Source organism: Bacillus sp. FSL K6-2819, assembly GCF_038008305.1.
Classification (GTDB): Bacteria; Bacillota; Bacilli; order Bacillales; family Bacillaceae; genus Bacillus; species Bacillus amyloliquefaciens.
This window is the reverse complement of record NZ_JBBOYV010000001.1, coordinates 771257-793841: the sequence shown is the minus strand read 5'-3', so window position 1 is coordinate 793841 and position 22585 is coordinate 771257. Positions and strand designations below refer to the sequence as shown.

The 22585-nt window shown below is 47.0% G+C and carries 23 protein-coding genes; 12 read left to right on the top strand and 11 right to left on the bottom strand.

The features are described 5' to 3' along the window. Positions 1–15: 15 nt before the first annotated feature. On the bottom strand, positions 16–531 hold the full coding sequence (locus MHH91_RS04110; protein ID WP_003155578.1) for a type 1 glutamine amidotransferase domain-containing protein: 516 nt from the start codon (positions 529–531) through the stop codon (positions 16–18). Between the two features lie 220 nt (positions 532–751). Between MHH91_RS04110 and MHH91_RS04105 the strand changes: the two genes are divergently transcribed. From MHH91_RS04105 to MHH91_RS04095, 3 genes are all read left to right on the top strand, one after another. Beyond that, positions 752–5044, top strand: a complete 4293-nt coding sequence (locus MHH91_RS04105) for a multifunctional 2',3'-cyclic-nucleotide 2'-phosphodiesterase/3'-nucleotidase/5'-nucleotidase (protein ID WP_088030487.1) — start codon at positions 752–754, stop codon at positions 5042–5044. A gap of 194 nt (positions 5045–5238) precedes the next feature. Beyond that, positions 5239–6378: a YibE/F family protein gene (locus MHH91_RS04100; protein WP_013351380.1), complete on the top strand. Its 1140-nt coding sequence runs from the start codon at positions 5239–5241 to the stop codon at positions 6376–6378. Further along, positions 6375–7136 (top strand): YibE/F family protein, encoded by a 762-nt coding sequence (locus tag MHH91_RS04095; RefSeq protein WP_013351379.1) that lies wholly within the window; start codon positions 6375–6377, stop codon positions 7134–7136. The genes MHH91_RS04100 and MHH91_RS04095 overlap by 4 nt, the downstream gene beginning before the upstream one ends. Before the next feature lie 34 nt (positions 7137–7170). Here MHH91_RS04095 and MHH91_RS04090 read toward each other — a convergent pair whose 3' ends face one another. The 4 genes from MHH91_RS04090 to treP form a co-directional block, all read right to left on the bottom strand. After that, positions 7171–7836, bottom strand: coding sequence for an NAD(P)H-dependent oxidoreductase (locus MHH91_RS04090; protein WP_013351378.1), 666 nt, complete (start codon positions 7834–7836; stop codon positions 7171–7173). 132 nt (positions 7837–7968) lie between these two features. After that, the gene (gene treR / locus MHH91_RS04085) at positions 7969–8685 is read right to left on the bottom strand and encodes a trehalose operon repressor (RefSeq protein ID WP_013351377.1); all 717 of its coding nucleotides are present in this window, start codon (positions 8683–8685) and stop codon (positions 7969–7971) included. Positions 8686–8708: 23 nt separating this feature from the next. Next, on the bottom strand, positions 8709–10394 hold the full coding sequence (gene treC / locus MHH91_RS04080) for an alpha,alpha-phosphotrehalase (RefSeq protein ID WP_013351376.1): 1686 nt from the start codon (positions 10392–10394) through the stop codon (positions 8709–8711). A gap of 75 nt (positions 10395–10469) precedes the next feature. Then, positions 10470–11885, bottom strand: a complete 1416-nt coding sequence (treP, locus tag MHH91_RS04075) for a PTS system trehalose-specific EIIBC component (protein WP_014469890.1) — start codon at positions 11883–11885, stop codon at positions 10470–10472. A gap of 269 nt (positions 11886–12154) precedes the next feature. Here treP and MHH91_RS04070 point away from each other — a divergent pair, with 269 nt between their 5' ends. Genes MHH91_RS04070 through MHH91_RS04060 form a run of 3 tightly spaced genes read left to right on the top strand, consistent with a single transcriptional unit; the run spans position 12155 to position 13119 of the window. Continuing rightward, positions 12155–12415: a spore germination protein gene (locus tag MHH91_RS04070; RefSeq protein ID WP_007408496.1), complete on the top strand. Its 261-nt coding sequence runs from the start codon at positions 12155–12157 to the stop codon at positions 12413–12415. 14 nt (positions 12416–12429) lie between these two features. Beyond that, on the top strand, positions 12430–12672 hold the full coding sequence (locus tag MHH91_RS04065; protein ID WP_013351373.1) for a spore germination protein: 243 nt from the start codon (positions 12430–12432) through the stop codon (positions 12670–12672). Between the two features lie 15 nt (positions 12673–12687). Continuing rightward, positions 12688–13119 (top strand): Hsp20/alpha crystallin family protein, encoded by a 432-nt coding sequence (locus tag MHH91_RS04060; RefSeq protein ID WP_013351372.1) that lies wholly within the window; start codon positions 12688–12690, stop codon positions 13117–13119. Positions 13120–13128: 9 nt separating this feature from the next. Here MHH91_RS04060 and MHH91_RS04055 read toward each other — a convergent pair whose 3' ends face one another. Then, the gene (locus MHH91_RS04055; protein WP_013351371.1) at positions 13129–13506 is read right to left on the bottom strand and encodes a DnaJ family domain-containing protein; all 378 of its coding nucleotides are present in this window, start codon (positions 13504–13506) and stop codon (positions 13129–13131) included. 245 nt (positions 13507–13751) lie between these two features. Here MHH91_RS04055 and MHH91_RS04050 point away from each other — a divergent pair, with 245 nt between their 5' ends. Next, entirely contained in the window at positions 13752–15689 is a 1938-nt protein-coding gene (locus MHH91_RS04050; protein WP_013351370.1) for an LTA synthase family protein, read from the top strand. 39 nt (positions 15690–15728) lie between these two features. On the opposite strand, the gene MHH91_RS04045 is transcribed toward MHH91_RS04050, so the two are convergent. Continuing rightward, positions 15729–16172, bottom strand: coding sequence for a YfmQ family protein (locus tag MHH91_RS04045; RefSeq protein ID WP_013351369.1), 444 nt, complete (start codon positions 16170–16172; stop codon positions 15729–15731). Positions 16173–16302: 130 nt separating this feature from the next. Beyond that, the gene (gene nagE / locus MHH91_RS04040) at positions 16303–17676 is read right to left on the bottom strand and encodes an N-acetylglucosamine-specific PTS transporter subunit IIBC (RefSeq protein ID WP_014469889.1); all 1374 of its coding nucleotides are present in this window, start codon (positions 17674–17676) and stop codon (positions 16303–16305) included. Between the two features lie 164 nt (positions 17677–17840). Between nagE and map the strand changes: the two genes are divergently transcribed. The 4 genes from map (at position 17841) to MHH91_RS04020 (ending at position 19509) form a co-directional block, all read left to right on the top strand. After that, positions 17841–18590 carry a type I methionyl aminopeptidase gene (map, locus tag MHH91_RS04035; protein ID WP_013351367.1) on the top strand — a complete coding sequence of 250 codons (750 nt, stop codon included), beginning with the start codon at positions 17841–17843 and terminating at the stop codon, positions 18588–18590. Positions 18591–18646: 56 nt separating this feature from the next. Continuing rightward, positions 18647–18958, top strand: coding sequence for a DUF3243 domain-containing protein (locus tag MHH91_RS04030; RefSeq protein ID WP_013351366.1), 312 nt, complete (start codon positions 18647–18649; stop codon positions 18956–18958). 81 nt (positions 18959–19039) lie between these two features. Next, complete coding sequence (locus tag MHH91_RS04025; RefSeq protein ID WP_013351365.1) at positions 19040–19195, top strand: hypothetical protein; 156 nt, start codon at positions 19040–19042, stop codon at positions 19193–19195. Positions 19196–19374: 179 nt separating this feature from the next. Then, positions 19375–19509, top strand: a complete 135-nt coding sequence (locus MHH91_RS04020) for a YflJ family protein (RefSeq protein WP_003155609.1) — start codon at positions 19375–19377, stop codon at positions 19507–19509. 39 nt (positions 19510–19548) lie between these two features. Here the strand turns inward: MHH91_RS04020 and MHH91_RS04015 are convergent, their stop codons facing one another. Beyond that, entirely contained in the window at positions 19549–20208 is a 660-nt protein-coding gene (locus MHH91_RS04015) for an MOSC domain-containing protein (protein ID WP_014469888.1), read from the bottom strand. 67 nt (positions 20209–20275) lie between these two features. Between MHH91_RS04015 and MHH91_RS04010 the strand changes: the two genes are divergently transcribed. Next, positions 20276–20548 (top strand): acylphosphatase, encoded by a 273-nt coding sequence (locus MHH91_RS04010; RefSeq protein ID WP_013351363.1) that lies wholly within the window; start codon positions 20276–20278, stop codon positions 20546–20548. Here the strand turns inward: MHH91_RS04010 and nosA are convergent. After that, a complete protein-coding gene (nosA, locus tag MHH91_RS04005; RefSeq protein WP_013351362.1) occupies positions 20542–21633 on the bottom strand; it encodes a nitric oxide synthase in 1092 nt (363 codons plus the stop codon). The two genes, MHH91_RS04010 and nosA, sit on opposite strands and share 7 nt — an antisense overlap. A 123-nt stretch (positions 21634–21756) precedes the next feature. Beyond that, positions 21757–22551, bottom strand: coding sequence for an MBL fold metallo-hydrolase (locus MHH91_RS04000; protein ID WP_014469887.1), 795 nt, complete (start codon positions 22549–22551; stop codon positions 21757–21759). Positions 22552–22585 lie beyond the last annotated feature (34 nt).

The window sequence follows — 22585 nt, the reverse complement described above, 5'->3', positions numbered from 1 at the left end:
CGCTCCGCTTTTATATTACGCAAGCAGTTTTAATGATTCGCGGTTGAATGCCGGAATGTCATCCGGAGTGCGGCTTGTGACCAGCTGGTTCTGGCAGACGACGACTTCTTCATCCACTACATTTGCGCCTGCGTTTTCCATGTCAATACGGATCGATGTAAACCCTGTCGCTTTGCGCCCGTCCAATGCTTTCGCGTTGATGAGAAGCTGAGGGCCGTGGCAAATGGCGAAAACAGGTTTTTTATCATCCATAAACGCTTTGGCAAATTGGACGAAACGGTCATCCGCTCGCAGCATGTCAGGTGAGAATCCGCCCGGGATCAGCAATGCATCAAAGTCTTTCGGATTCACATCATCGATGGACGCATCCACTTTCACTTCCGCTTCCCCTTGTTTGCCTTTTACTGTTTTTCCTTTTTCCTGTTCAATCACTGTTAATTCATGACCTGCATCTTTAAAAGCTTTCGCAGGTTCAGTATACTCGACATCCTCGAAATAATCCGTTAATACAACTGCAATTTTTTTACCCATAGTTACTACCTCCTGCTTTGATGAAGTCTACATAAATCCATGACCCCAGCCAGACTAATATCAAACATGGGAGACACGTTTGCCGCCCATCCGTATTACATAGGTCATTATCCTCATTTTTCATCTTTTTACAAGAATCATCATGAAATCTATATAAACTTTCACAAAATATTCTTACAATGGTACTGCATGACAAAATTTGTTGAAAGGTGGAGAACAGGTGAGAATACAGAAAAGACGATGCAGCGTCAATATGACACTCCGTATTCTGCTGCCCCTAGTTATGATACTTAGTCTAATCCTCCCAACATCACCCATTAAAGCAGAAGAAAACAAATCCTCCAGTGTGAATCTCAGCATTTTAGCGACAACTGACGTTCACGCTAACATGATGGATTACGATTACTACAGCGACAAACCGACAACGGAATTCGGGCTGGCCCGAACGGCTCAGCTTATTGAGAAGCACAGGCGCGAAAACCCGAATACGCTGCTTGTCGATAACGGAGACCTGATCCAGGGGAATCCTCTCGGTGAATACGCAGTAAAATATGAGAAAAATGATATTATCTCAGGTGCAAAGACCCATCCGATCATTCAAGTAATGAATAGTCTGCACTATGATTCAGGAACGCTGGGCAATCATGAATTTAATTACGGGCTTGAATTTCTGGACGGGACGATCAAAGGCGCCGAATATCCGATCGTCAACGCCAATGTAAAAACATTAAGCGGCGAAAACCGCTATACGCCTTATGTCATAAAAGAGAAAACCGTTACAGATGAAAACGGCGGAAAGCATCAGATAAAAGTCGGCTACATCGGCTTTGTTCCTCCCCAAATCATGACGTGGGATAAGAAAAATCTTGAGGGCCGCATTCAGGTCGAAGACATTGTGGAATCCGCAAAGAAAACCATTCCGAAGATGAAAGCTGAAGGAGCCGATATTGTCATCGCCCTCGCCCACAGCGGCATCGAAAAGAAAGCGCAGTCTTCCGGCGCGGAAAATGCCGTTTTTGATCTGGCAACAAAAGTCAGCGGAATTGACGCCATCGTATCCGGGCATCAGCACGGGCTGTTCCCTGATGCCGAATACAAAGGCGCTGATCAATTCGACGTCGATAAAGGCACGATTAACGGCATCCCCGTTGTCATGTCCAGCAGCTGGGGCAAATATGCTGGCGTCATCGACCTCCGGCTCCAGAAAACAGACGGCGCGTGGCATGTGGAAGATGCAAAAGGCAGCATCGAGCCGATTGCCGGAAATGTGACTTCGGAAAACGAAACCGTCGTCAATACCGTCAAAAAAGCGCATGAAGGCACGCTCAAATATATCAGAGAACCTGTCGGCCAGACAAAAGCCGATATCAACAGTTTCTTCGCCCAAGTCAAAGATGATCCGTCCATTCAAATCGTAACGGATGCGCAAAAATGGTACGCCGAAAATAAGATGAAGGATACGAAATATAAAGATCTGCCTATCCTCTCTGCGGGCGCTCCGTTTAAAGCCGGGGGGCGGAACGGTTCAAACTACTATACAAACATTTCCGCAGGTGACCTCGCCATCAAAAATATCGGCGATTTATACTTGTATGACAACACGGTTCAGATCGTCAAGCTGAACGGAAGCGAAGTGAAAGACTGGCTCGAAATGTCCGCGGGGCAGTTTAATCAGATCGACCAGGCAAAAGGCGGCAGCCAAGCCCTCATAAATGACGCCTACCGCTCATACAATTTCGATGTCATTGACGGCGTCACCTATCAGGTCGATGTCACAAAACCGGCGAAATACAATGAAAACGGAACAGTCATTCATCCCGACGCAAGCCGGATCGTCAACCTTTCTTATCAAGGGAAGCCCGTCAGCGCCAAGCAGGAATTTCTTATCGTCACAAATAATTACCGCGCTTCAGGAGGCGGAGGGTTCCCTCACTTAAGCAATGATAAAATCGTATATTCATCAGCCGATGAAAACAGACAGGTCTTAATGGACTACATCATCCAGCAGAAAACGATTAATCCGCAGGCTGATCATAACTGGTCCATCCTTCCGGTCAAAGGGACGAACCTGACATTTGAATCCTCCTTGGCCGCAAAGCCGTTTGCCGACCGTGCAGATGACGTTGCCTATATCGGAGAATCCAAAAACGCTGGCTACGGACAGTACAAGCTCCAGTTCAAGGATGATGAACCGGGCACAGATCCGCCGAAAGATGATCCGTGGAAGCTCACCGTTATGCATACAAACGACACGCACGCCCACCTTGATAACGCGGCGAGGCGGATGACGAAAATTAAAGAAATCAGAAGCGAAACCGACAGCAGCATTTTGCTTGATGCGGGAGACGTCTTCTCAGGCGATCTCTATTTCACAAAGTGGCAGGGACTGGCGGATTTAAAATTGATGAACAGCATGGGCTACGACGCAATGACCTTCGGAAACCATGAGTTTGATAAAGGACCGGGTGCTCTCGCCAGCTTCCTGAGCGGTAACGGAAGCGCGGTTGATCCGTCCGGAAAATATCATTTCCAAGCGCCTGATTTTCCGCTCGTCAGCGCGAACGTTGATGTGTCCAAAGAATCAAAGCTCAGTCCATTCATCAAAAAAGCAGACACGTTTACGGCAGGAAAAAAGAAAAAAGCAGGCATCTATCCATACATTCTGCTTAATGTAAACGGAGAAAAAGTCGCCGTATTCGGCTTAACGACAGAAGATACGTCCGTCACATCAAGCCCGGGAAAAAGCATAGTCTTTAACGATGCCTTCCAATCGGCGCAAGATACGGTAAAAGAGATACAGAACAAAGAACACGTCAATAAAATTATCGCTCTGACCCATATCGGGCATCAGCGCGATCTCGATCTCGCCAAAAAAGTAAAAGGCATCGACTTAATCGTCGGCGGACATACGCATACGCTTGTAGATAAAATGGAGATAGTCAAAAACGAAGAGCCGACCATCGTCGCACAAGCAAAAGAATACGGTGAATACCTAGGCCGGGTTGATGTCGCATTTGACAAAAACGGCGTCGTCCTGCCGAAACAATCCTCTCTTCAGGCGCTGCCTGTGAACGAGCAGACGAAAGAAGACCCGGATCTGAAAGAAGAGCTTGATCCGTTTAAAAAAGAGCTCATCTCAGTCAAAAATGAAAAAGTCGGCTCAACGAAGGTCGCACTTGACGGCCAGCGTGAGCATGTCCGCTCCAAAGAAACGAATCTCGGGAACTTCATCGCAGACGGCATGCTTCAAAAAGCGAAGGAAGCGGCCGGCGCCCAACTTGCGATTACAAACGGGGGCGGCATCCGCGCAGGCATTGATAAAGGAGACATCACACTCGGTGATGTACTGAATGTGATGCCGTTCGGCAACACGCTTTACGTCGCGGATTTAACCGGAAAACAGATCAAACAAGCCCTGGAACAAGGGTTAAGCGGAATTGAGGCTCAAGGCGGCGCCTTCCCTCAAGTTGCCGGCTTGACATACACGTTTACACTGAATAAAAAACCGGGACACCGCGTTCTTCAAGCCGCGGCCGTGCAGGATGACGGCAGCTTAAAGCCGATTTCTGATATGGAAACATACAGAGTCGCCACAAGTAACTTTGTCGGTGAAGGCGGAGACGGATATTCCGTCTTTAACGAAGCATCACATAAAGAAGACCTTGGCTTTGTCGACTATGAGGTCTTCATAGAACAGCTTGAAAAAGCAGGAAAAGCGGTTGAACCGAAAGTTGACGGCCGCGCACAAGAAGTGTACCTGCCGACGAAACAAAAAAACGGCTCATGGACCCTTGAAGATGACAGCGCATTTGCCGTCTATGCCAAAAACGCCAACACTCCGATCGTGTATTACGACAAGAATGACGGCGCCAAAAAGCAGATTGACCTCAGTGTGACCAAAAAACAGATCGGACTGTTAAAGGACAGAACAACTGATTCTTCCCTTACGATCCTGCATGACAAGTTCAGCATGAAAATGCCGATGGCAAACGCAGCCGCAGCTGATACAAGGTTCGGCGTATCGCCGAAAGGAAAAGTAAGCGGGTCGCTTTCAAATGTGTACGATTTTACAATGAAGCAGAACAACAAAGAAGTAAAAACATTCAAAGCGCCGGTAAAGCTCACCCTGCGCATTGAGAATACGAAAAAAGCGAAACAGCCGGGCATTTATCATGTAGACCGGAAAAAGCACGTCTATACAAAAACAGAAAACGGTTCGGTTTCACACGATCTCGTCACGGGCTATACAAATCATTTCAGTGAATACACCATATTAAACGCAAACACGAAGAGCGCGCCGCCGGCAAGCGGAGATCACGGCTCGGGAAAGCAGCCAAACGGACAAAACCCATCATCCGGCCCTGCGCAGGACGGAGTATCGCCGGGCGGCCTGCTTCCTGATACGGCCACAACTATGTATACCATTCTCCTTGCAGGGTTTCTCATCAGCGCGCTCGGAACGGCACTGTATCTGTATCAAAGAAGAAAAGCAAAAAAAGTGAACGAAGCATAAAAAAACCGCTTTTATCGGGCGGTTCGGCACAAGAGCTCCCCTGATCTGATATCAGGGGAGCTTTTCTGTCGGTCCCTTTCTGAGTCGACAGCCGCATGTCCGAATGATAAAATATCGCACAGACGTACAATCTATGGTATGACACTTCATGGCGGGTCTGGCTTTCCCGGCGCCGCCTGTTTGGAGGACTTTTATTGAAGATAACAGGAAAGATACGAAACAGCATGACTTACAAAAAAAAGCTGTTTTACGCAATAACAGCACTTTGTTTTATCGGCTCGCTCATTTTCGTCAATTACAACGCTTCTTTTTATGAGCGCCCGATTGCCAAAGTGACGAAAACAACATTGGAGCATCAATCTGACGTGCAGGACATGCATAAAAACAAAGATAGGATTTTCAATCAGAGGATCACAGCCAAACTTGAAAACGGCAGTCGGAAAGGACAGCTCATTCATTTGTCCAATCAATATTCATCCTCCGGAGCGAATGATCAGAAATATTCAATCGGCGATGAAGTATTCGTTTCTATTGATAAAGGAAACACGTCAAATAAGGATATATCGGGAAGCATTATAGATAAAAAACGGGATAAACAGCTTTTGCTGATCGCTTGGATTTTCATATTCACCTTGCTTATCGTCGGTAAAAAACAAGGCTTCTTTTCGATCATCAGCCTGATCTTTAACGCTGTTTTGCTGTCGTTTGCATTAGATTTGTACCGGAAGCACCAGAACATCGGGCTCATTTTCATCTGCGGTATCTGTATTCTCATCTTTACTGTCATATCATTGCTGCTTGTCAGCGGCTTTCACGCGAAAACATATGCGGCCATAGCCGCGACGCTCGCAGGCACATTTGTTTCCCTGCTGATTACGTATCTTGTGATGACGGCTGCCGGAGAGAAAGGGCTCAGATATGAAGAAATGCAGTATTTAACCCGCCCTTATCACACGGTGTTTATGGCTGGGGTATTCATCGGATCACTGGGAGCGGTCATGGATGTGGCCATTACCATGACGTCATCTGTCTTTGGGTTATATGAAGAAAACAAGAGTATCTCATTACAAGCGCTTAAACGGTCCGGGATGGAGATCGGAAAAGACATAATGGGGGCGATGACCAACATTCTGTTTTTTGCTTATATAAGCGGCTCTATTCCGATGATGCTTTTGTATCTGAAAAATGATTCACCGATAGGATTCACTCTTTCTATGAACATTTCCTTGGAAATAGCCAGAGCATTGGCCGGGGGGATCGGAATTGTTTTAACCATACCTGCCAGTCTGTATGCTTCTATCTTTTTCATTAAACGAAAGAAGGCAAGCTCATGAATGTCATCGTAATTCTTGCGGCGATTTTATTTCTATTGATGGTCATGATCGGCGGTAAAAAGGGAGCGAGATCATTTATTGCGTTATTTTTAAATTTCGGTGTTCTCTTTCTCACCATCATTTTAATGACAGACCCGCATATCAATCCGATTGTTTTAACATTGCTCTCTTCCGCCGTGATTTGCAGCATTACACTTTTTTATATTAACGGGGGAAACGTCAAAACCGTAACCGCCTTTATTTCTGCAATGCTGACGATTGTATTGCTGCTGTTTTTTATTATGGCCGTAACGAAACATACTTCGATTCAAGGATTTGGTGAAGAAGAACTGGGTGATATCGGTATATTCACGCTTTTTGTCGGGGTGGATTTTGTGAAGGTGACCGCTGCGATGATCATTATGGGCACGATAGGGGCGATTACCGATGTGGCGATTTCCATTACCTCGCCCATGAGAGAAATTCACAGCCATAATCCGTCCATGAACAGAAAAGATCTGTACAAATTCGGTTTAAGCATCGGGAGAGATATTTTAGGAACGAATACGAATACTTTATTCTTTGCTTTTTTCGGCAGCTATCTGGCTTTAATTATATGGTTTAAAGACTTATCATACTCTGCTGAAAAAATAGTGAACTCAAAAGTCTTCAGCGCAGAAGCCGTCACCATTCTTTGCGCCGGAATCGGGATCGGCTTGATCATTCCCGTTACGTCCTGGATCACCGCCTATTTTTTAGCGAAACAAAATAAACGTTAAAAGCTGCCGGCAGTTTCCCGGCAGCTTTTTTATCTTATACCCACTTCACAACGTCTTTTGAGACAGATCTTGTTTTCGGGCGCGGTTCTCTGACACGGTACCCGAATGCGGCCATGACGGAGATGTCGAAACTTCCGTCTTCAAGAAGCCCTTCTTCTTCAAGAATCCGGTGAATTTCTTTGTAATTGAAGCCTTCTACCGGGCAGGAATCAATGCCGATCTGCGCAGCGGCTGTCATCATATTGCCGAGGGCGATATATGTCTGCTTTGATGCCCAGTCAAACAGCGCACGATCTGATTCAAGCAGATTGAAATCATGTTTCTGGAATTCTTCCGTTTTGCTGATATAGCCTTCATACATATCATCCGGCATTTTTTTGACTTCCCGCAAGTGGTTTTTGACATAGTCGGCGTCAAAACGGATATCCTTTGCCGTCCGGGCAAGCAGAAGAACGAAATGGCTTGCGGTCGGCAGCTGCTTTTGCGCGCCCCACGTGAACTCGCGAAGTTTTTCGCGAAGCTCCGGATTTTGGACAACGACAAATCTCCAAGGTTCAAGACCGAGTGAGCTTGGGGATAATCTTCCCGTTTCTAAAATGAATTCAAAATCGCTTTCTGAAATTTTTTTCTCAGGATCAAATTCCTTTGTGGCGTGTCTGAATTGATACGCTTCGATGATCTCGTGTTTTTTATCTGACATTCTGATCTCTCCTTTACAATCTCGTATGTACTATTGTAGCCAACATTTTTAAAAGTACCAGTACGCACATTTTTGTTGGATAGTATCCATTTTGATACTGACAAAAAAACGGACTGCCGCGGCAGTCCGTTCTTATTTTTCTCTTCTCGCAAAGTCGACGAAACGAAATTTATCGAGCCTGTGCCGGCTTTCCGTATATTGAAAGAGGCTGGTGTCCTCCAAAAACACACGGTTTTTCACGACCGCCATATGGCTGAATCCGCCGAGATCCAAATACTTTCGGTCTTCTTCCCCTGCCGGCTCCACGACAATTTCTTTTTGCGCGTAGCTGATTGACAGACCGAGCTCTTCTTCGAGATACTCGTAAATCGAATCTTCGCAAATCGCCTTCGTCAAAAGAGGAACGTGCTTTTTCACAAAGTAATCCTTGTCCAAAATAATGTGTTCTCCGTCAATCCGCCTTGATCTGACGACTTCCCACACCTTTTCATCCGCCTTTGTGCCAAGCTCTTTTGCGGCTTCGGCGGGAGGCGGAATCAGCCCGAGACGGTGAACCGTCGTTTTCGTCTCTTTTCCGAGCGTTTCCGAAAGCTCCTTAAAGCTGATCAGGCCTGAGACGGGAAAACGCATTTTTTCTCTGTCTAATATGACGGAGCCTTTGCCTTTGATTTTCTGGATGTAGCCGTTTTGCGCCAGCATATTGAGCGCTTTGCGGACGGTTTCTCTTGATGCGCCGTATTGATCGCACAAATCATTTTCAGACGGAAGAACGTCTTCCGCCTTCCGCATGCCGCTTTCGATTTGCTGCACCATGTCTTTATAGATTGTGATGTATTTATTCACTTTCATTCATGACCACCCAGATTAGTGTATCACGCTTTGGTCAGATGATAAACGATCGATTCATACGGACGGAGCGTCAATCGTTCCGGCCGCCCTTCCCTCTGTTCATCATTCGTCAACAGCACCGTAAACCGCCAGCCGGCCATGTCTTCAAGCGGGAGCGTAAAATCCGCTTCTTTTCCATAGAAGTTGTTGATGCACAGGAGTTTTTCATCCTTGCCGTGTCTCACGTACGCCAGAACCGACGGATCGTCTTCAGCAAGCAGTTCAAACGTTCCTTCGGTCACGATGTCATATTCCTTTCTGAGCCGGATGAGCTTCTGATAATGGTAGAAAATTGAATCCGGGTCCCGCAAAGCCGCTTCTGCGTTAATGTCCTGATAATCATCCGCCGCGGGAATCCAAGGCGTTCCCGTCGTGAAACCGCCGTTCGGTTCGCTGTTCCATTGAACGGGAGTCCTTGAATTGTCTCTTGATTTCTCTTTTAAAATGGCGATAATGTCTTTTTCGGGCACGCCCTCTTCCTTCATCTTCTTGTAAATGTTCAGTGATTCGACATCACGGTATGAGCCGATGTCATCGAATTTCGGATTGCCCATGCCGATCTCCTCGCCTTGATAAATGTAAGGCGTTCCCTGCATCATATGAATCGCCGACGCCAGCATTTTAGCTGATTTCGTCCGGTACACGCCGTCGTCTCCGTATCTGGATACGACCCGCGGCTGGTCGTGGTTGCACCAGAATAAAGCATTCCAGCCCCCGCCTTTTTGCATCTCCGTCTGCCAAAACGCTAAAATCCGTTTCAGCTTCAGAAAATCAAACGGAGCGAGCGCCCACTTTTCACCATTCGGATAATCCACTTTTAAATGATGAAAGTTAAAGGTCATATCGAGTTCTTTACTTTCCGGGTTTGTGTACCGGATGCAGTGATCAGCCGTTGTCGAGGACATTTCACCGACCGTCATGCTGTCATATTTCGAAAACACTTCCCGGTTCATCTCATGGAGAAATTCATGCACACGCGGCCCGTCCGTATAATAAGGACGCCCGTCATGTCCGTCCTTGGCATCAGGAAACGATTGGTCTTTAGAAATGAGATTGATCACATCAAGCCGGAAGCCGTCGATCCCTTTTTGGAACCAAAAATGCATCATGTCGTAAACCCGTTTTCTCATCTCTTCATTTTCCCAGTTCAAATCAGCCTGCGACACATCAAATAAATGCAGATAGTGCTGGCCTGACGCCGGATCGAGCTTCCAAGCGGAGCCGCCGAATTTTGATTCCCAGTTGTTCGGCGCCCGGCCGTCTTCCTTTCCGTCTTTCCAAATGTAAAAATCCCGATACGGACTGTCAGGTGACGAGACCGCTTCTTTGAACCACCTGTGCTCGACGGATGTATGGTTTACAACAAGATCCATGACGACCTTGATCCCTCTTTTGTGCGCTTCATTGAGAAGACGTTCAAAATCCTCCATTGTTCCGTATTCTTCATAAATGGTGCAGTAATCACGAATGTCATAGCCATTGTCATTCTGCGGTGAATCGTAAATCGGCGTAAGCCAAATGACATCAATCAAAAGCTTCTGTAAATAATCAAGCTTCTCGATAATGCCGTTAAGATCGCCGATCCCGTTTCCCGTCGTATCATTAAAGCTCTTCGGATAAATTTGATACACCGCTGCCTTTTTCCACCATGGTGTGCTGTCTGTTTTCATTTTTCTTCACCGCCTGTATTCGTTTGATTTGAAAAGGGAAAGGGACAGCCTGAATGAAGGCGTCCCGCAGGTTATCTATTTTTTCCGCTTCAGCCGCGCATACCCGTATGTTCCCGCAAACGGGAGAATCAGCACGATCAGCATTCCGAGCGCAAACGGCCCCCAGTACCGGCTCATGATGGAGAAAATCCCCGGCACGCCGCCGACTCCGACTGAGCTTGCCAAAACGCCTTTAACGGAGATGTACATCCCTGCGATTCCCGAACTGATCATGGCGATCACAAACGGAAATTTGTAACGCAGATTTACGCCGAAAATCGCCGGCTCGGTAATGCCCAAATATGCGGAAATGCCGGCCGTCAGTGAAAGCCCCCGCTGTTTTTTATCTTTTGTAATCAGCATCATGGCCAAAGCCGCCGATCCTTGAGCAATATTTGACAAAGCGAGCATCGGCCATAGAAATGTGCCGCCGAGCTTTGAGCCGATTAATTGAAGATCGACCGCCAGAAACGTATGATGCATCCCCGTAATCACAAGCGCCGAATACAGCCCTCCGTACAGCAGGCCGCCAATGGCGGAGAATTGGCCGAAAATAGCGATCAATCCCGCTGTCAGCGCGTTTCCGATCGCAAAAGTGATCGGTCCGATGATGACAAACGACAGAAAACCGATGACCAGCAGCGTCACAGGTGCGACGACTAACAGCTGAATGCCTTCCGGCGTCCGTTTGGTTAAAAAGAGCTCAAGCCTGGCAAGTAAATAAGACGCCAGCAGAATCGGAAGCACCTGACCTTGATACCCGACTTTCTGCACCTCAAGGCCGAAGAGGTTCCACACCGGAATATCGCCGCTCTGCTCGGCAGCCCCGTAGCCCCATGCATTCAACAGATCAGGATGCACAAGCATCAGCCCGAGCACGATGCCCAAAAGCGGGCTTCCCCCGAACCGCTTCACTGCTGACCAGCCGATTAAAGCCGGCAGAAAAGCGAAGGCCGTCCCCGCAATCAGATTAATCATATTGGCGAGATCCGCCCATTGCGGATACACTTGGACAATCGATTTTGTGCTGAAGAAAATGCCTTCCGCCGTTAAGATGTTGTTCAGACCCATTAAAAGCCCGGCTGTGACGATCGCCGGAAGGATCGGAATAAAGATGTCCGCAAGCGTTTTCACAGCGCGCTGCAACGGATTCATTTTTTGCGCTGCCGCCTTCTTTACGTCATCCTTTGACGCTTCGCCTATCCCTGTTTCCTTCACTAACTCCGCATATACTTTGTTGACCGTCCCCTGCCCGATCACGACTTGAAATTGTCCGTTTACCGCAAAAGAACCTTTGACAATGTCTATTGCATCAAGCATTTTCTGATTCACTTTGGTTTCATCTATTAACGCAAACCGCAAACGCGTAACACAATGAGTCGCCGCCTCAATATTTTCGATTCCGCCGACAGCTTCAGCGATCTGCCGCGCAGCCCGGTTAAACTCACCCATGCCAACCCCTCCGTAACCGTTTTCATTTTGTCTTGTAAACTTGTATATACATGTTTATGACTCTATTGTAATGATGTATATACATGTCGTCAATCTATTTTTATAGCGCTTTCATCACAAATATACTGCGAAAGACCCTTACACAAAAAAATCCCCGCCGGGACGGGGTCTTGATTACTTGTTTTTCCCGGAGCATGTCCAGGCGGAATCACAACAGGAGCAGCAAAAGCATACAGTACTGTACAACTAAGTTAAAGAGGTGTGAAGAGATGCCATCCACTGTTATCAACCTGTACTATTTGAAGATTAACAGTATTTCTGGCAACGGATCTATTACGATTGGGGAAGCGGCATACAACAGTCCCACCACAAATAACAAATCACAAGGACTGAACTCTTCATTCGGCGATACGTCACCTATAGAATCGATGATGGAGAACTTGTTAAATGATCCTGATGTAAACGACCAGACAGCCATCGGAACCGCAGATACCGCAAATATTACGCCGGTGCCGCCCATTATAGATTAAAGGGGTTTTTATGAATGCCTTACCAAATTAACGTCGTCAATATAAAAGTAAACGGAGCAACGCAAAACGGAAACGTCGATATCGGTCAGACCGTACAAAACAGCCACACCGCCAACAGTAAACTTGTCGGCGCGAACTTTTCTTTAGGAGACTTTTCGCCGGCCGCCGGATGTTTGAATTCGGGCCATCTTGACCCTGACGTGAGCGATCAGGATCAGATCGCCAACCCGTCAATGCCGATCGCAAATCAAATATAGGGGAGCTATGCTGAAGTGGATATCGAAAAAATGAGAAAGTGGCTTGAGATTACGAATGAGCACAAGCCCAGCGACTTTTGGACCAATGTCCTGAAACGGAAATCTCCCGAAGAGTTTTTCTCCTTACAAAAAAACACCCTGATTTATGATATCTATCAGGATGAACAGTACACATTTGTCATTGTGGAATTGCCCGGTGTTTACGAAGAAGAATTAACATTGAGGCTGCTGTCAAGAACACGGCTGCATATAAAAGGAAACATCACGCCCCTTTTTCCCAAGGACATGGGAATCTGCCAAAACCGGTATTACGGGGAAATTGATGAGACGATTGATCTTCCTGAACCGGCTGAGCCCCATCTTTTACAGGCGCAGTGCGTCAACGGCCTGCTTCACATTTCCTATCCGCGTCTGATGGAACACATTCCTTTTCAGAAAAAAATATAAGGAGCCGGCTTACGGGCGGTTCAGCCATCTGTACACTTTCTCCTTATAATGAGAAGATGCGGGTTTTGAGAACATGGCTTTCTCCTCCGTCAGCTTGTCGAGCCTGACTTGTTTTTCCGTCCGTTTGTTCCGCAGGTGATCCAGCTCCGTTTCATTGCGGCACTTGGCGATCAAGTAATCGAGTGTCATCAGCTCTTTCTTCAGCGCGCCCTCATCCTCGGCGATCCCGGCATTTTTCAAGATTCGGTAGCCCATTCTGAGCGACTCCGGAAGATGTGCAGCATCGTCTTTCGGCAGGGGCTTTCCCATTCCTTTGATGCCGGCGAATTCTCCATCCTTAATGGCGCGCTTGATTTTATCTTCAGCCACGATATGGGCAATATCCATCATTTGTCACCTCTTTTTTTCGATTGAACCGGGTCATATCACACGGAAATGATGGTCCCAGTTTATCCCATCTTTATTTTTAAAGCTGTCATTCAACAGATAAACTGCCTTTGCGACAGCGTTTTTCGCCCTTTTTCCGATGAGCCTTTTCCACCTTTTCTATTTGCTGGTTTCATGGTATATTGATTACGTTCGTTTTTTCTATCGTTCCGTGTAAACCGTGATCGGAAAAAAGGAGTGTAACAATGAAAACATTTATAAAAGAAAGAGGACTTGCCTTCTTCTTGATAGCGGTCGTGTTATTGTGGGTGAAAACATATGCTGCTTATATTTTAAACTTTAACCTCGGCATAGACAACACGATCCAGAAAATATTGCTTTTTGTGAATCCGCTGAGCTCCAGCTTGTTCTTTCTTGGATTTGGACTTCTTTTCAAGAAAAAATTACAGCAGACAGCCATTATTGTGATTCATTTTTTATTGTCTTTTTTGCTTTATGCAAACATCGTCTATTATAGATTCTTTAATGATTTCATTACCATCCCGGTCATGATGCAGGCAAAAACAAACGGCGGCCAGCTCGGAGACAGCGCGTTTTCATTAATGAGATGGACAGACGCCTTCTACTTCCTGGATACCGTCATTTTGATTATTTTGGCCCTTAAGATGAAAAAACCGGCTGAAAAACCGGCGAAGAAATCATTCAGAATCGTTTTGGCTTCCGCCGTGCTTGTGTTCCTGATCAACCTGGCCGTCGCGGAATCCGACCGACCTGAGCTTTTGACACGCTCATTTGACCGAAACTATCTGGTGAAATATTTGGGCACGTACAACTTCACGATTTACGATGCCGTGCAGAATGTGAAGTCAAACAGCCAGCGCGCGCTTGCCGATTCAAGCGATGTAACGGATGTGGAAAACTACATGAAGGCCAACTATGACGTGCCGAACAACGTCTATTTCGGAAAAGCCGAAGGGAAAAACGTCATCTACGTCTCATTAGAGTCTCTGCAGTCCTTTATCATTGATTACAAAATTAACGGCAAGGAAGTGACGCCGTTCTTAAACAAACTGGCGCATGACAATCAAACATTCTACTTTGATAACTTTTTCCACCAAACGGGACAAGGTAAAACATCAGATGCGGAATTTATGATGGAAAACTCTCTGTACCCGCTGTCGCAAGGTTCGGTTTTCGTCAATAAAGCGCAAAACACGCTTCAGTCCGTTCCTGCGATCTTAAAAGGCAAAAACTATACGTCTGCCGCTTTCCACGGTAATACGCAGACTTTCTGGAACCGTAACGAAATGTACAAAGCGGAAGGCATCGATAAGTTCTTCGATTCCGCTTATTATGACATGAGCGAAGAGAATACGAAAAACTACGGCATGAAAGACAAACCGTATTTCAAAGAATCCATGCCGCTCTTAAAGAGCCTGCCGCAGCCGTTCTATACGAAGTTCATTACGCTGTCCAACCACTTCCCGTTCGGAATGGATAAAGAGGACACAGACTTCCCGGCAGGAGACTTTGGCGATTCAGTCGTCAATAACTACTTCCAGTCCGCGAACTATCTGGATGAATCAATTGAACAGTTCTTTAATGATCTGAAAAAAGACGGTCTGTACGATAAGTCGATTATCGTGATGTACGGAGACCACTACGGCATCTCTGAAAACCATAATAAAGCGATGGCGAAAGTGCTCGGCAAAGATGAGATCACTGATTACGACAATGCTCAGCTTCAGCGGGTTCCGCTCTTTATCCACGCTCCAGGCGTGAAAGGCGGCCGTAATCATAAATTTGCCGGCGATGTCGATGTCGCGCCGACCGTTCTTCATCTGCTCGGCGTCGATACGAAAGATTATCTCATGTCAGGTTCTGATATCTTATCGAAAGAGCACAGAGAAGTGATTCCGTTCCGTAACGGCGACTTCATCTCACCGAACTATACGAAAGTCGCCGGCAAGTATTACGATACGAAAACCGGAAGACTTTTAGATGATTCAGAAGTCGATAAAAAAGAAGACTCTCTCGTCAAAACCGAGCTTGAAATGTCTGATAAGATCATCAACGGCGATCTGCTTCGTTTCTATCAGCCGAAAGGCTTCAAGAAAGTGGACCCGTCACAATTCGATTATACGAAGCGTGAAGATTCTTCATCAGATGATCAAAAAGAATAAACAAAAGCCAGATCATATTATGATCTGGCTTTTTTATGTTCAACTTCCGGCTGCGGCCATTGAGCGCTTTTGCAGGCTGTCGGAAAGAACCGAATAAGCGACGACTTTCTTTTTCTGCTGTTTGACGACATCTACATGATCTTCGTAGCTGTATACAAACACCGTCACATCTTTTTTTCCTTTTCTCGTCTTAATGACAAGCGGATCGGCTCCGTTTTGCGGATGAAGATAACGCTCTTCATCACCCGGGTATATATAATGCCGTTCTATAAACACAGCTTCGTTAAAGTCATCAATCACCCGGCGTTTGTCTTCGCCTTCCAGACGTTTTCCGCCGAGGGATACGGCAGCGGACTCGTCACTGAGCTTTGAATGGGTTTCAAATTTGCGGAGAATCCATTCCACCGCTCCGGTAGGAAGGCATGTCAGTACAATCTTAATCAGGCTTATGACAACAATTGAAACAACTGCAATCCACGTCACCTTACATCATCTCCATACTTGTTCTACATGAATCTTAACACAGGAGGAAACGTTGTTTTTTGTACATTATGTGAAACTTGATAGATATGCAAAAAATCCGGATCGCATATATGATCCGGATTTTTCAAGTCTACTTCTGATCGTCACGGCGGACGGCCTCTCTCAGCTCCTCCGCGACAAATTCGACGTTCGGGCCGATAATGACCTGCGCCGTTTTATTCCCCGTTTTGATAACCCCTTTTGCTCCCGCTTTTTTAAGTGCCGCCTCATTAATGAGAGACGTATCATGTACGGTCAGTCTGAGGCGGGTCGCACAGTGGTCAATCGTTTCGAGGTTTTGTCTGCCGCCGAGCCCCTTGAGCATGGCATGTTCTTCAACGGAACCGGCCGTATCTTCACTAAGCACTTCCTCTTCCTCATCATCTTCCCGTCCCGGCGTTTTCAAGTTTAACGTTTTGATCAGTACGTAGAAGACGACAAAATAGAGCACCGCATAACAAATCCCGACAACGAGCAGCAAAAGCGGTTTTTCGGCAATGCCGTAGCTGAGGAGATAATCTATCGCCCCCGCTGAGAACGAAAAACCTGACCTGATTCCGAGAATATTGACGATAAATAAAGAGAATCCGGTTAATAAAGCATGGACCCCGTACAGAAGCGGTGATAAAAACATAAATGCAAATTCAATCGGCTCTGTAATTCCGGTAATAAATGCCGTCAGCGCGAGTCCGATCATCATCCCGGCCGTCGCTTTGCGCTTACTTGGCTTAGCCGCAGCAATCATTGCCAGACATGCGGCCGGAAGCCCGAACATCATAATCGGGAAGAATCCCGTCATATAAGTCCCGGCCGTCGGATCTTTTGCAAAGAAGCGGGCCAGATCTCCCGTTTTTCCGTGAAATTCACCAAACTGGAACCAAAAAATATTATTCAGCACATGATGCAGACCGAACGGAATCAAAAGACGGTTAAAAATCCCGTAAATCCCGGCGCCGATACCGCCAAGCCCGATCATCCATTCTCCGAATGATGTAATCACTGACTGAATCGGCGGCCACACAAAGCCGAAAATCCCGGCCAAAATAATGGTGATCAGCGCCGTTACAATCGGCACAAGCCTGCGTCCGCTGAAAAATCCGAGATATTCCGGCAGCTTCGTATCCTTAAAGCGGTTATACGTGTAACCCGCAATTAACCCCGCGATAATCCCCCCGAAAACGGCCATATTATTTGTCGAATTGATTGATTTTACAGCCGCCTCAAGCATTATATAGGAAATTGCTCCCGACAGAGCGGCGGCCCCGTTGCTGTCTTTCGAAATCCCGATCGCGATCCCGATCGCGAAAATCAGCGGCAGATGATCAAATACCGCTGTCCCCGCCGCGTAAATGAACGGAATATTTAATAAGTCCTCCCTGCCGATGGCCAAAATAATACCCACGGCGGGCAGAACGGCAATCGGAAGCATAAAAGATTTTCCGAGTTTTTGCAAAAATTGAAGCATTTTACCCATCCCCCTTCTTTTTTCTTAAATATAACACATAAGTTATCTAGTGATCTATACCAATTTTCCTTCATTTATTCAGACACGGCTTGTTGGTTTTCTATTTATAAACCAGTTGTGGTAAGCTTGAATAAGATGAATAAAAATAGAAAGCGGGAATGACAATGATTGTAACAAACGATCAAGAATTAGAAGGCCTAAAAAAAATCGGCAGAATTGTCGCGCTGGCACGGGAAGAAATGAAGAAAAAAGCCGAGCCCGGCATGAGCACGAAAGATCTTGACCTGATCGGAAAGGCGGTGCTTGACGAATACGGAGCCGCTTCCGCTCCGGAGAAGGAATATGATTTCCCGGGCGTGACGTGCATCAGCGTAAATGACGAAGTCGCTCACGGCATTCCGAGCGCCTCTAAAATCCTAAAAGCGGGGGATCTTGTAAATATCGATATTTCGGCGGAGTTCGGCGGTTTTTACTCTGATACGGGTATTTCATTTGTGCTTGGCGAAGGTGACGAACTCCTGCAAAAGCTCTGTAATTGCGCAGCTTCTGCATTTGAAAAAGGGCTTGAACAGGCGAAAGCCGGCAAGCGCCAGAACCAGATCGGCAGAGCCGTCTACCATGAAGCCCGCTCTAACGGCTTTACCGTCATTAAAACGCTGACGGGCCACGGAATCGGCAGAAACCTCCACGAAGCGCCGAACCACATCATGAATTACTACGATCCGTTTGATAACGCGCTTTTTAAAAACGGAACCGTGATCGCGCTTGAGCCGTTTATTTCCACGAAGGCCGAAACGATTGTTGAAGCGGGAGACGGCTGGACGTTTAAAACGCCGGATAAAAGCCTTGTCGCCCAAGTGGAGCATACCATCGTCATCACAAAAGACAAACCGATTATTTTAACGGCATTGTAATGTTTCATTTCCCTCCCAAACAGGTATACAACAACTAACCCGAAGGAGGGAGACGCATGAAAAAAGATAAAGAACAAATCAAAATCGAAAACGAAATACACGCCATGCACGGCGTAACGAAGCAGCAGATTTTAGAGGATTTCGAGGAATTTAAGGCGTACCTTCACCAGAAAATTTCCGCCGGAAAAAAACTAGGCCTGGATGACAGCAAAATCATCAAAAGCGCCGCCATCCTCGGGGACTATCTCGCCAAGCACGAGGAGCCCCGCAATGCGGAAGAAAAACTCTTACAAGAGCTGTGGGACATTGCGGATGACAATGAAAAACAGCATTTGGCCCAGCTGCTTGTCAAACTTGCCGGACACTGATACAGTGCCCGGCTTTTTATGTTCCGTTATAAGAGATGTGCTACACTGGAGATATGTCTGTGAAAGGAGCCATTTTTCAACATGTGGTTTATTATCTTCGGGTTTATTTTCTTTATTGAAAGCATCATTCTCACCGTTTACGGGGTGAAGAAAAAGAAGGGGCTGCTGATTTATTTCGGCGTCGTATTCGGAATCATGACGCTCGGCACGGTGCTGTTAAAATTGACCGGCCATTAAGCATGAAAAGACCGCCCTTTACATATATATGTAAGAAAGCTTTACATCTCTGAATCGAAAGGCTCAGTTTTTGCTTACCCCCTTTTCAGCGTCTTTTTATAGATGTTACAATGCCAAAAGTTTGGCAAAAACTGAAGAAACTCTCCTAAGCGGGAGAACGGAGAAAGGAGTTTTCTGACATGCATTATGGCAGTAAAGGCTGGTATGTAGAAGAGTTAAAGAAAAAAGGAATTACCCACTATGAAGGAAGAAAGCTTCAAAGCTTCAAAAAGTATTTCCTTGCCAATCTGCTCGAAACAAAGAAACAAGCATAACGTAAATCAGCCGTGCTGTCAGTCAGCACGGCTTTTTTTCTATACATTCATCAGTCTGTCTCTTTTTTTAAGGAAGGAGTCCCTCCAGCTTTCTGACAGCGCTTCTTCCCGCAGTACTTCTTCGATCGCCGCCAGATTGCCGGAATCGCGGTATTTCACTTCATTCGCATACCAGACGGAAATGCTTTCTTTGCCTCTCGACAGACGCTTGAGGACCGGACGCGGATCGACATATCCCTCTTCAAGCACCCTGAAATAAAAGCCGGTAAAGCCGGTCTGCTGTACACGGAGCACCATATCCTTGATGTCATATTTGAGCGCGAGTTTGACGCAGGGCTGGCGCGGCTGGCTCACTTGGACGACGGCTTCCCCCAGCTGAAACACGTCTCCGATCCACACGTCTTGCTCGGCCAGCCCTTTGACCGTTACATTTTCTCCGAACGCGGCGGCGGGAAGTTTTCTCTCAAGCGTTGTTTCCCAATATGAATAATGCTCGGCGGGATACACGCACACCGCTTTATCCGGGCCGCCGTGATGCTTCAGATCAGCTTGTCCGTCCCCTGCAAAATGGGTTTTATACAGCATGACGGGGGAATCCGCGGGCCGCTTTACGATGCCGGAATTGATTTGTCTGCCGGCAAATTCATGAATGGCGGGCTTTCCGAGATTGATAGATAAGACAGAATAGTCTTGCGTCACCTCGTTCACATCCTTTGCGAAATATCATATTTATCCTTTATCATAGTAAGAAAAAGGTGGTTTTTCCATGCTTCAATATCGTATGGTTGCAGACGGCCGGGTTCAGGGCGTCGGTTTTCGCTACTTCGTTCAGATGGAAGCAGACAGACATAAGATCGCCGGATGGGTAAAAAACCGTGATGACGGCCGGGTTGAAATTCTTGCCGAAGGCCCTGAAGAGTCGCTGAAAAAATTTGCCGAAGCGGTCAGAAAAGGGAGCCCCTTCTCAAATGTCACAGGCGTAACCGTCGAAGAATCACGCCATCTGAAAGGGTACCGCACCTTTTCCATCAGTTACTGATAAGGCTTGTCCTGGTAAAAATAATTCGGCTTCACAATCGTATTGTCATATGATTTATGGAAAATGTGGGTGGAAGCAGGCGAGATCGGCGGGATCAGCCAGGTCCAGTCTCCCGTCAGCTTTCTGCCCGCGTCTTGTTCCTGCTCTTCAAAGCGCTTAAATTGGTTCGCCGCCGTATGGTGATCCACGATACTGACGCCGTGTTTTTTATATGAATAGAGCACTGCCTTATTCAGTTCCACAAGCACCTGATCTTTCCACAGATCGGTATTCAGGCTGGCGGAAATCCCCATGACCGACGCGATTTTTCTGAGCAAGTCATACCGTTTTTCATCAGCAAGGTTCCTTGCGCCGATTTCCGTTCCCATATACCATCCGTTAAAAGGCGCCGCGTTGTACGACAGTCCGCCGATTTCAAGCTTCATATCGGCGATAATCGGAACCCCGTACCATTTGAGATTCATATCGGCAAACTCTTTGATATCCGGATGGGAGATCGGCACTTCTTTCACGAGCGTCTGAGGCAGGTCATACCAGACCGGCTGCTCGTCCCCTTTCATTCGGAAAAGCAGCGGCAAAATATCAAAATCGGTCCGCTTTCCGCGCCAGCCGAGTTTTTCACAGACAGCCGTCAGCTCATATGATGCCGGATCGCCGATTCTTCCTTGTTCTGTCTCATACCCCGCATAGCGGATGAGCTGGTGATTCCAGATTTCCACTTGTTTCTCCCCATTCTTCTCAGGGGGAAAAATCGTAATCGTCGGTTTAATTTTTCCGCCGTTCGTCGCGATTTCGATATGTTCAAATAATGCGTCGCGCACCTCTTCTTTCGTGCTCACGCCGCGCCGGTCAATGACGTTCAGCGATTGCCAAAAGAGACGTCCGATACAGCGGTTGCTGTTGCGCCACGCCATTTTCGCCCCGTGTTCAAGCTCTTCCGCCGTATGGACGTAACTTCCCGTCCGATCTATCTCATCTTTTATCGCGTGAAGACGCGCATTGGTTTCCGATTCCATTCCGAGTTCCTGATAGCAGACATCAATAAAAGCTTTCGCCTCATCCCAGAGTAATTCCGTATGTTTCAAAAAACTCTCTCCTTCAATTTACATCTGCTTCCCATTGTATCGTTTTTAGAAGTGAACACAATGGTTTTTTTGTATCATACTGGAAAGTACAAAGAAAAAACACCTGTGATTTTCGCAGGTGTTTTACAAAACGGAATGCAGTTTTTCAGCCAATGTAAGCAAATCCTCACGGTAGTTTTTGCCCGTCATCGGAATTCCGTGACCCGTCAAAAGCGCTTCCGGCTCCAGTTCGGCCAGTTTCCGGACGGATGCTGCCGCAGTCTGCGTATCCGCTGTGAAATACGCCGGCGGGCCGTGAAGCTCTTGCTTTTGAATGACAACGTCCGCAAGCGATTCCTGTTCAACAGTGATGACGGCATCACCGGCAAGCAGAACGCGGTCTTTTTGCCGGAAAAAAGAAATATGGCCGGGCGTATGGCCGGGCGTATGCACCCATTTCCATTCTTCAAGAAACGGAACGGTGCCGTCTGAAGGCAGGGTCTGAACGGACGGAATGCGGATCGCATGGCGCGGAAACAGCGGCGACAGCTTTGCGACAAGCCCTTTTTTCGCATCGGGCCTGGCAGGCGGATAATCCGCTTTTCCCGTCACGTACGGAAGCTCCTGTTCATGAATATAAACCGGCACATCCCACATTTCAAGCAGCTCTTCAATCGCTCCGACATGGTCAAAATGGCCGTGCGTCAGCATGACCGCCTTCAGCTGATACCCATCTCCGAACCGGCGTTTCATTTCTTCTGTAATCATCTCCGCTGATTGCGGCATTCCCGCGTCAACCAGAATGATTTCCCCCGGAGCTGAGGGATTTTCGATAAAGTAAACATTCGCAATCTGGACGGTCAGCCCGTAAACACCGTCCGCCGCTTTAAAACCGACACCGCTTTTCAATGAAAAGAGCGGCATAAACGGATCACTCATCATGGCACCTCCTCTGATGCCTTTAGTGTGCGAC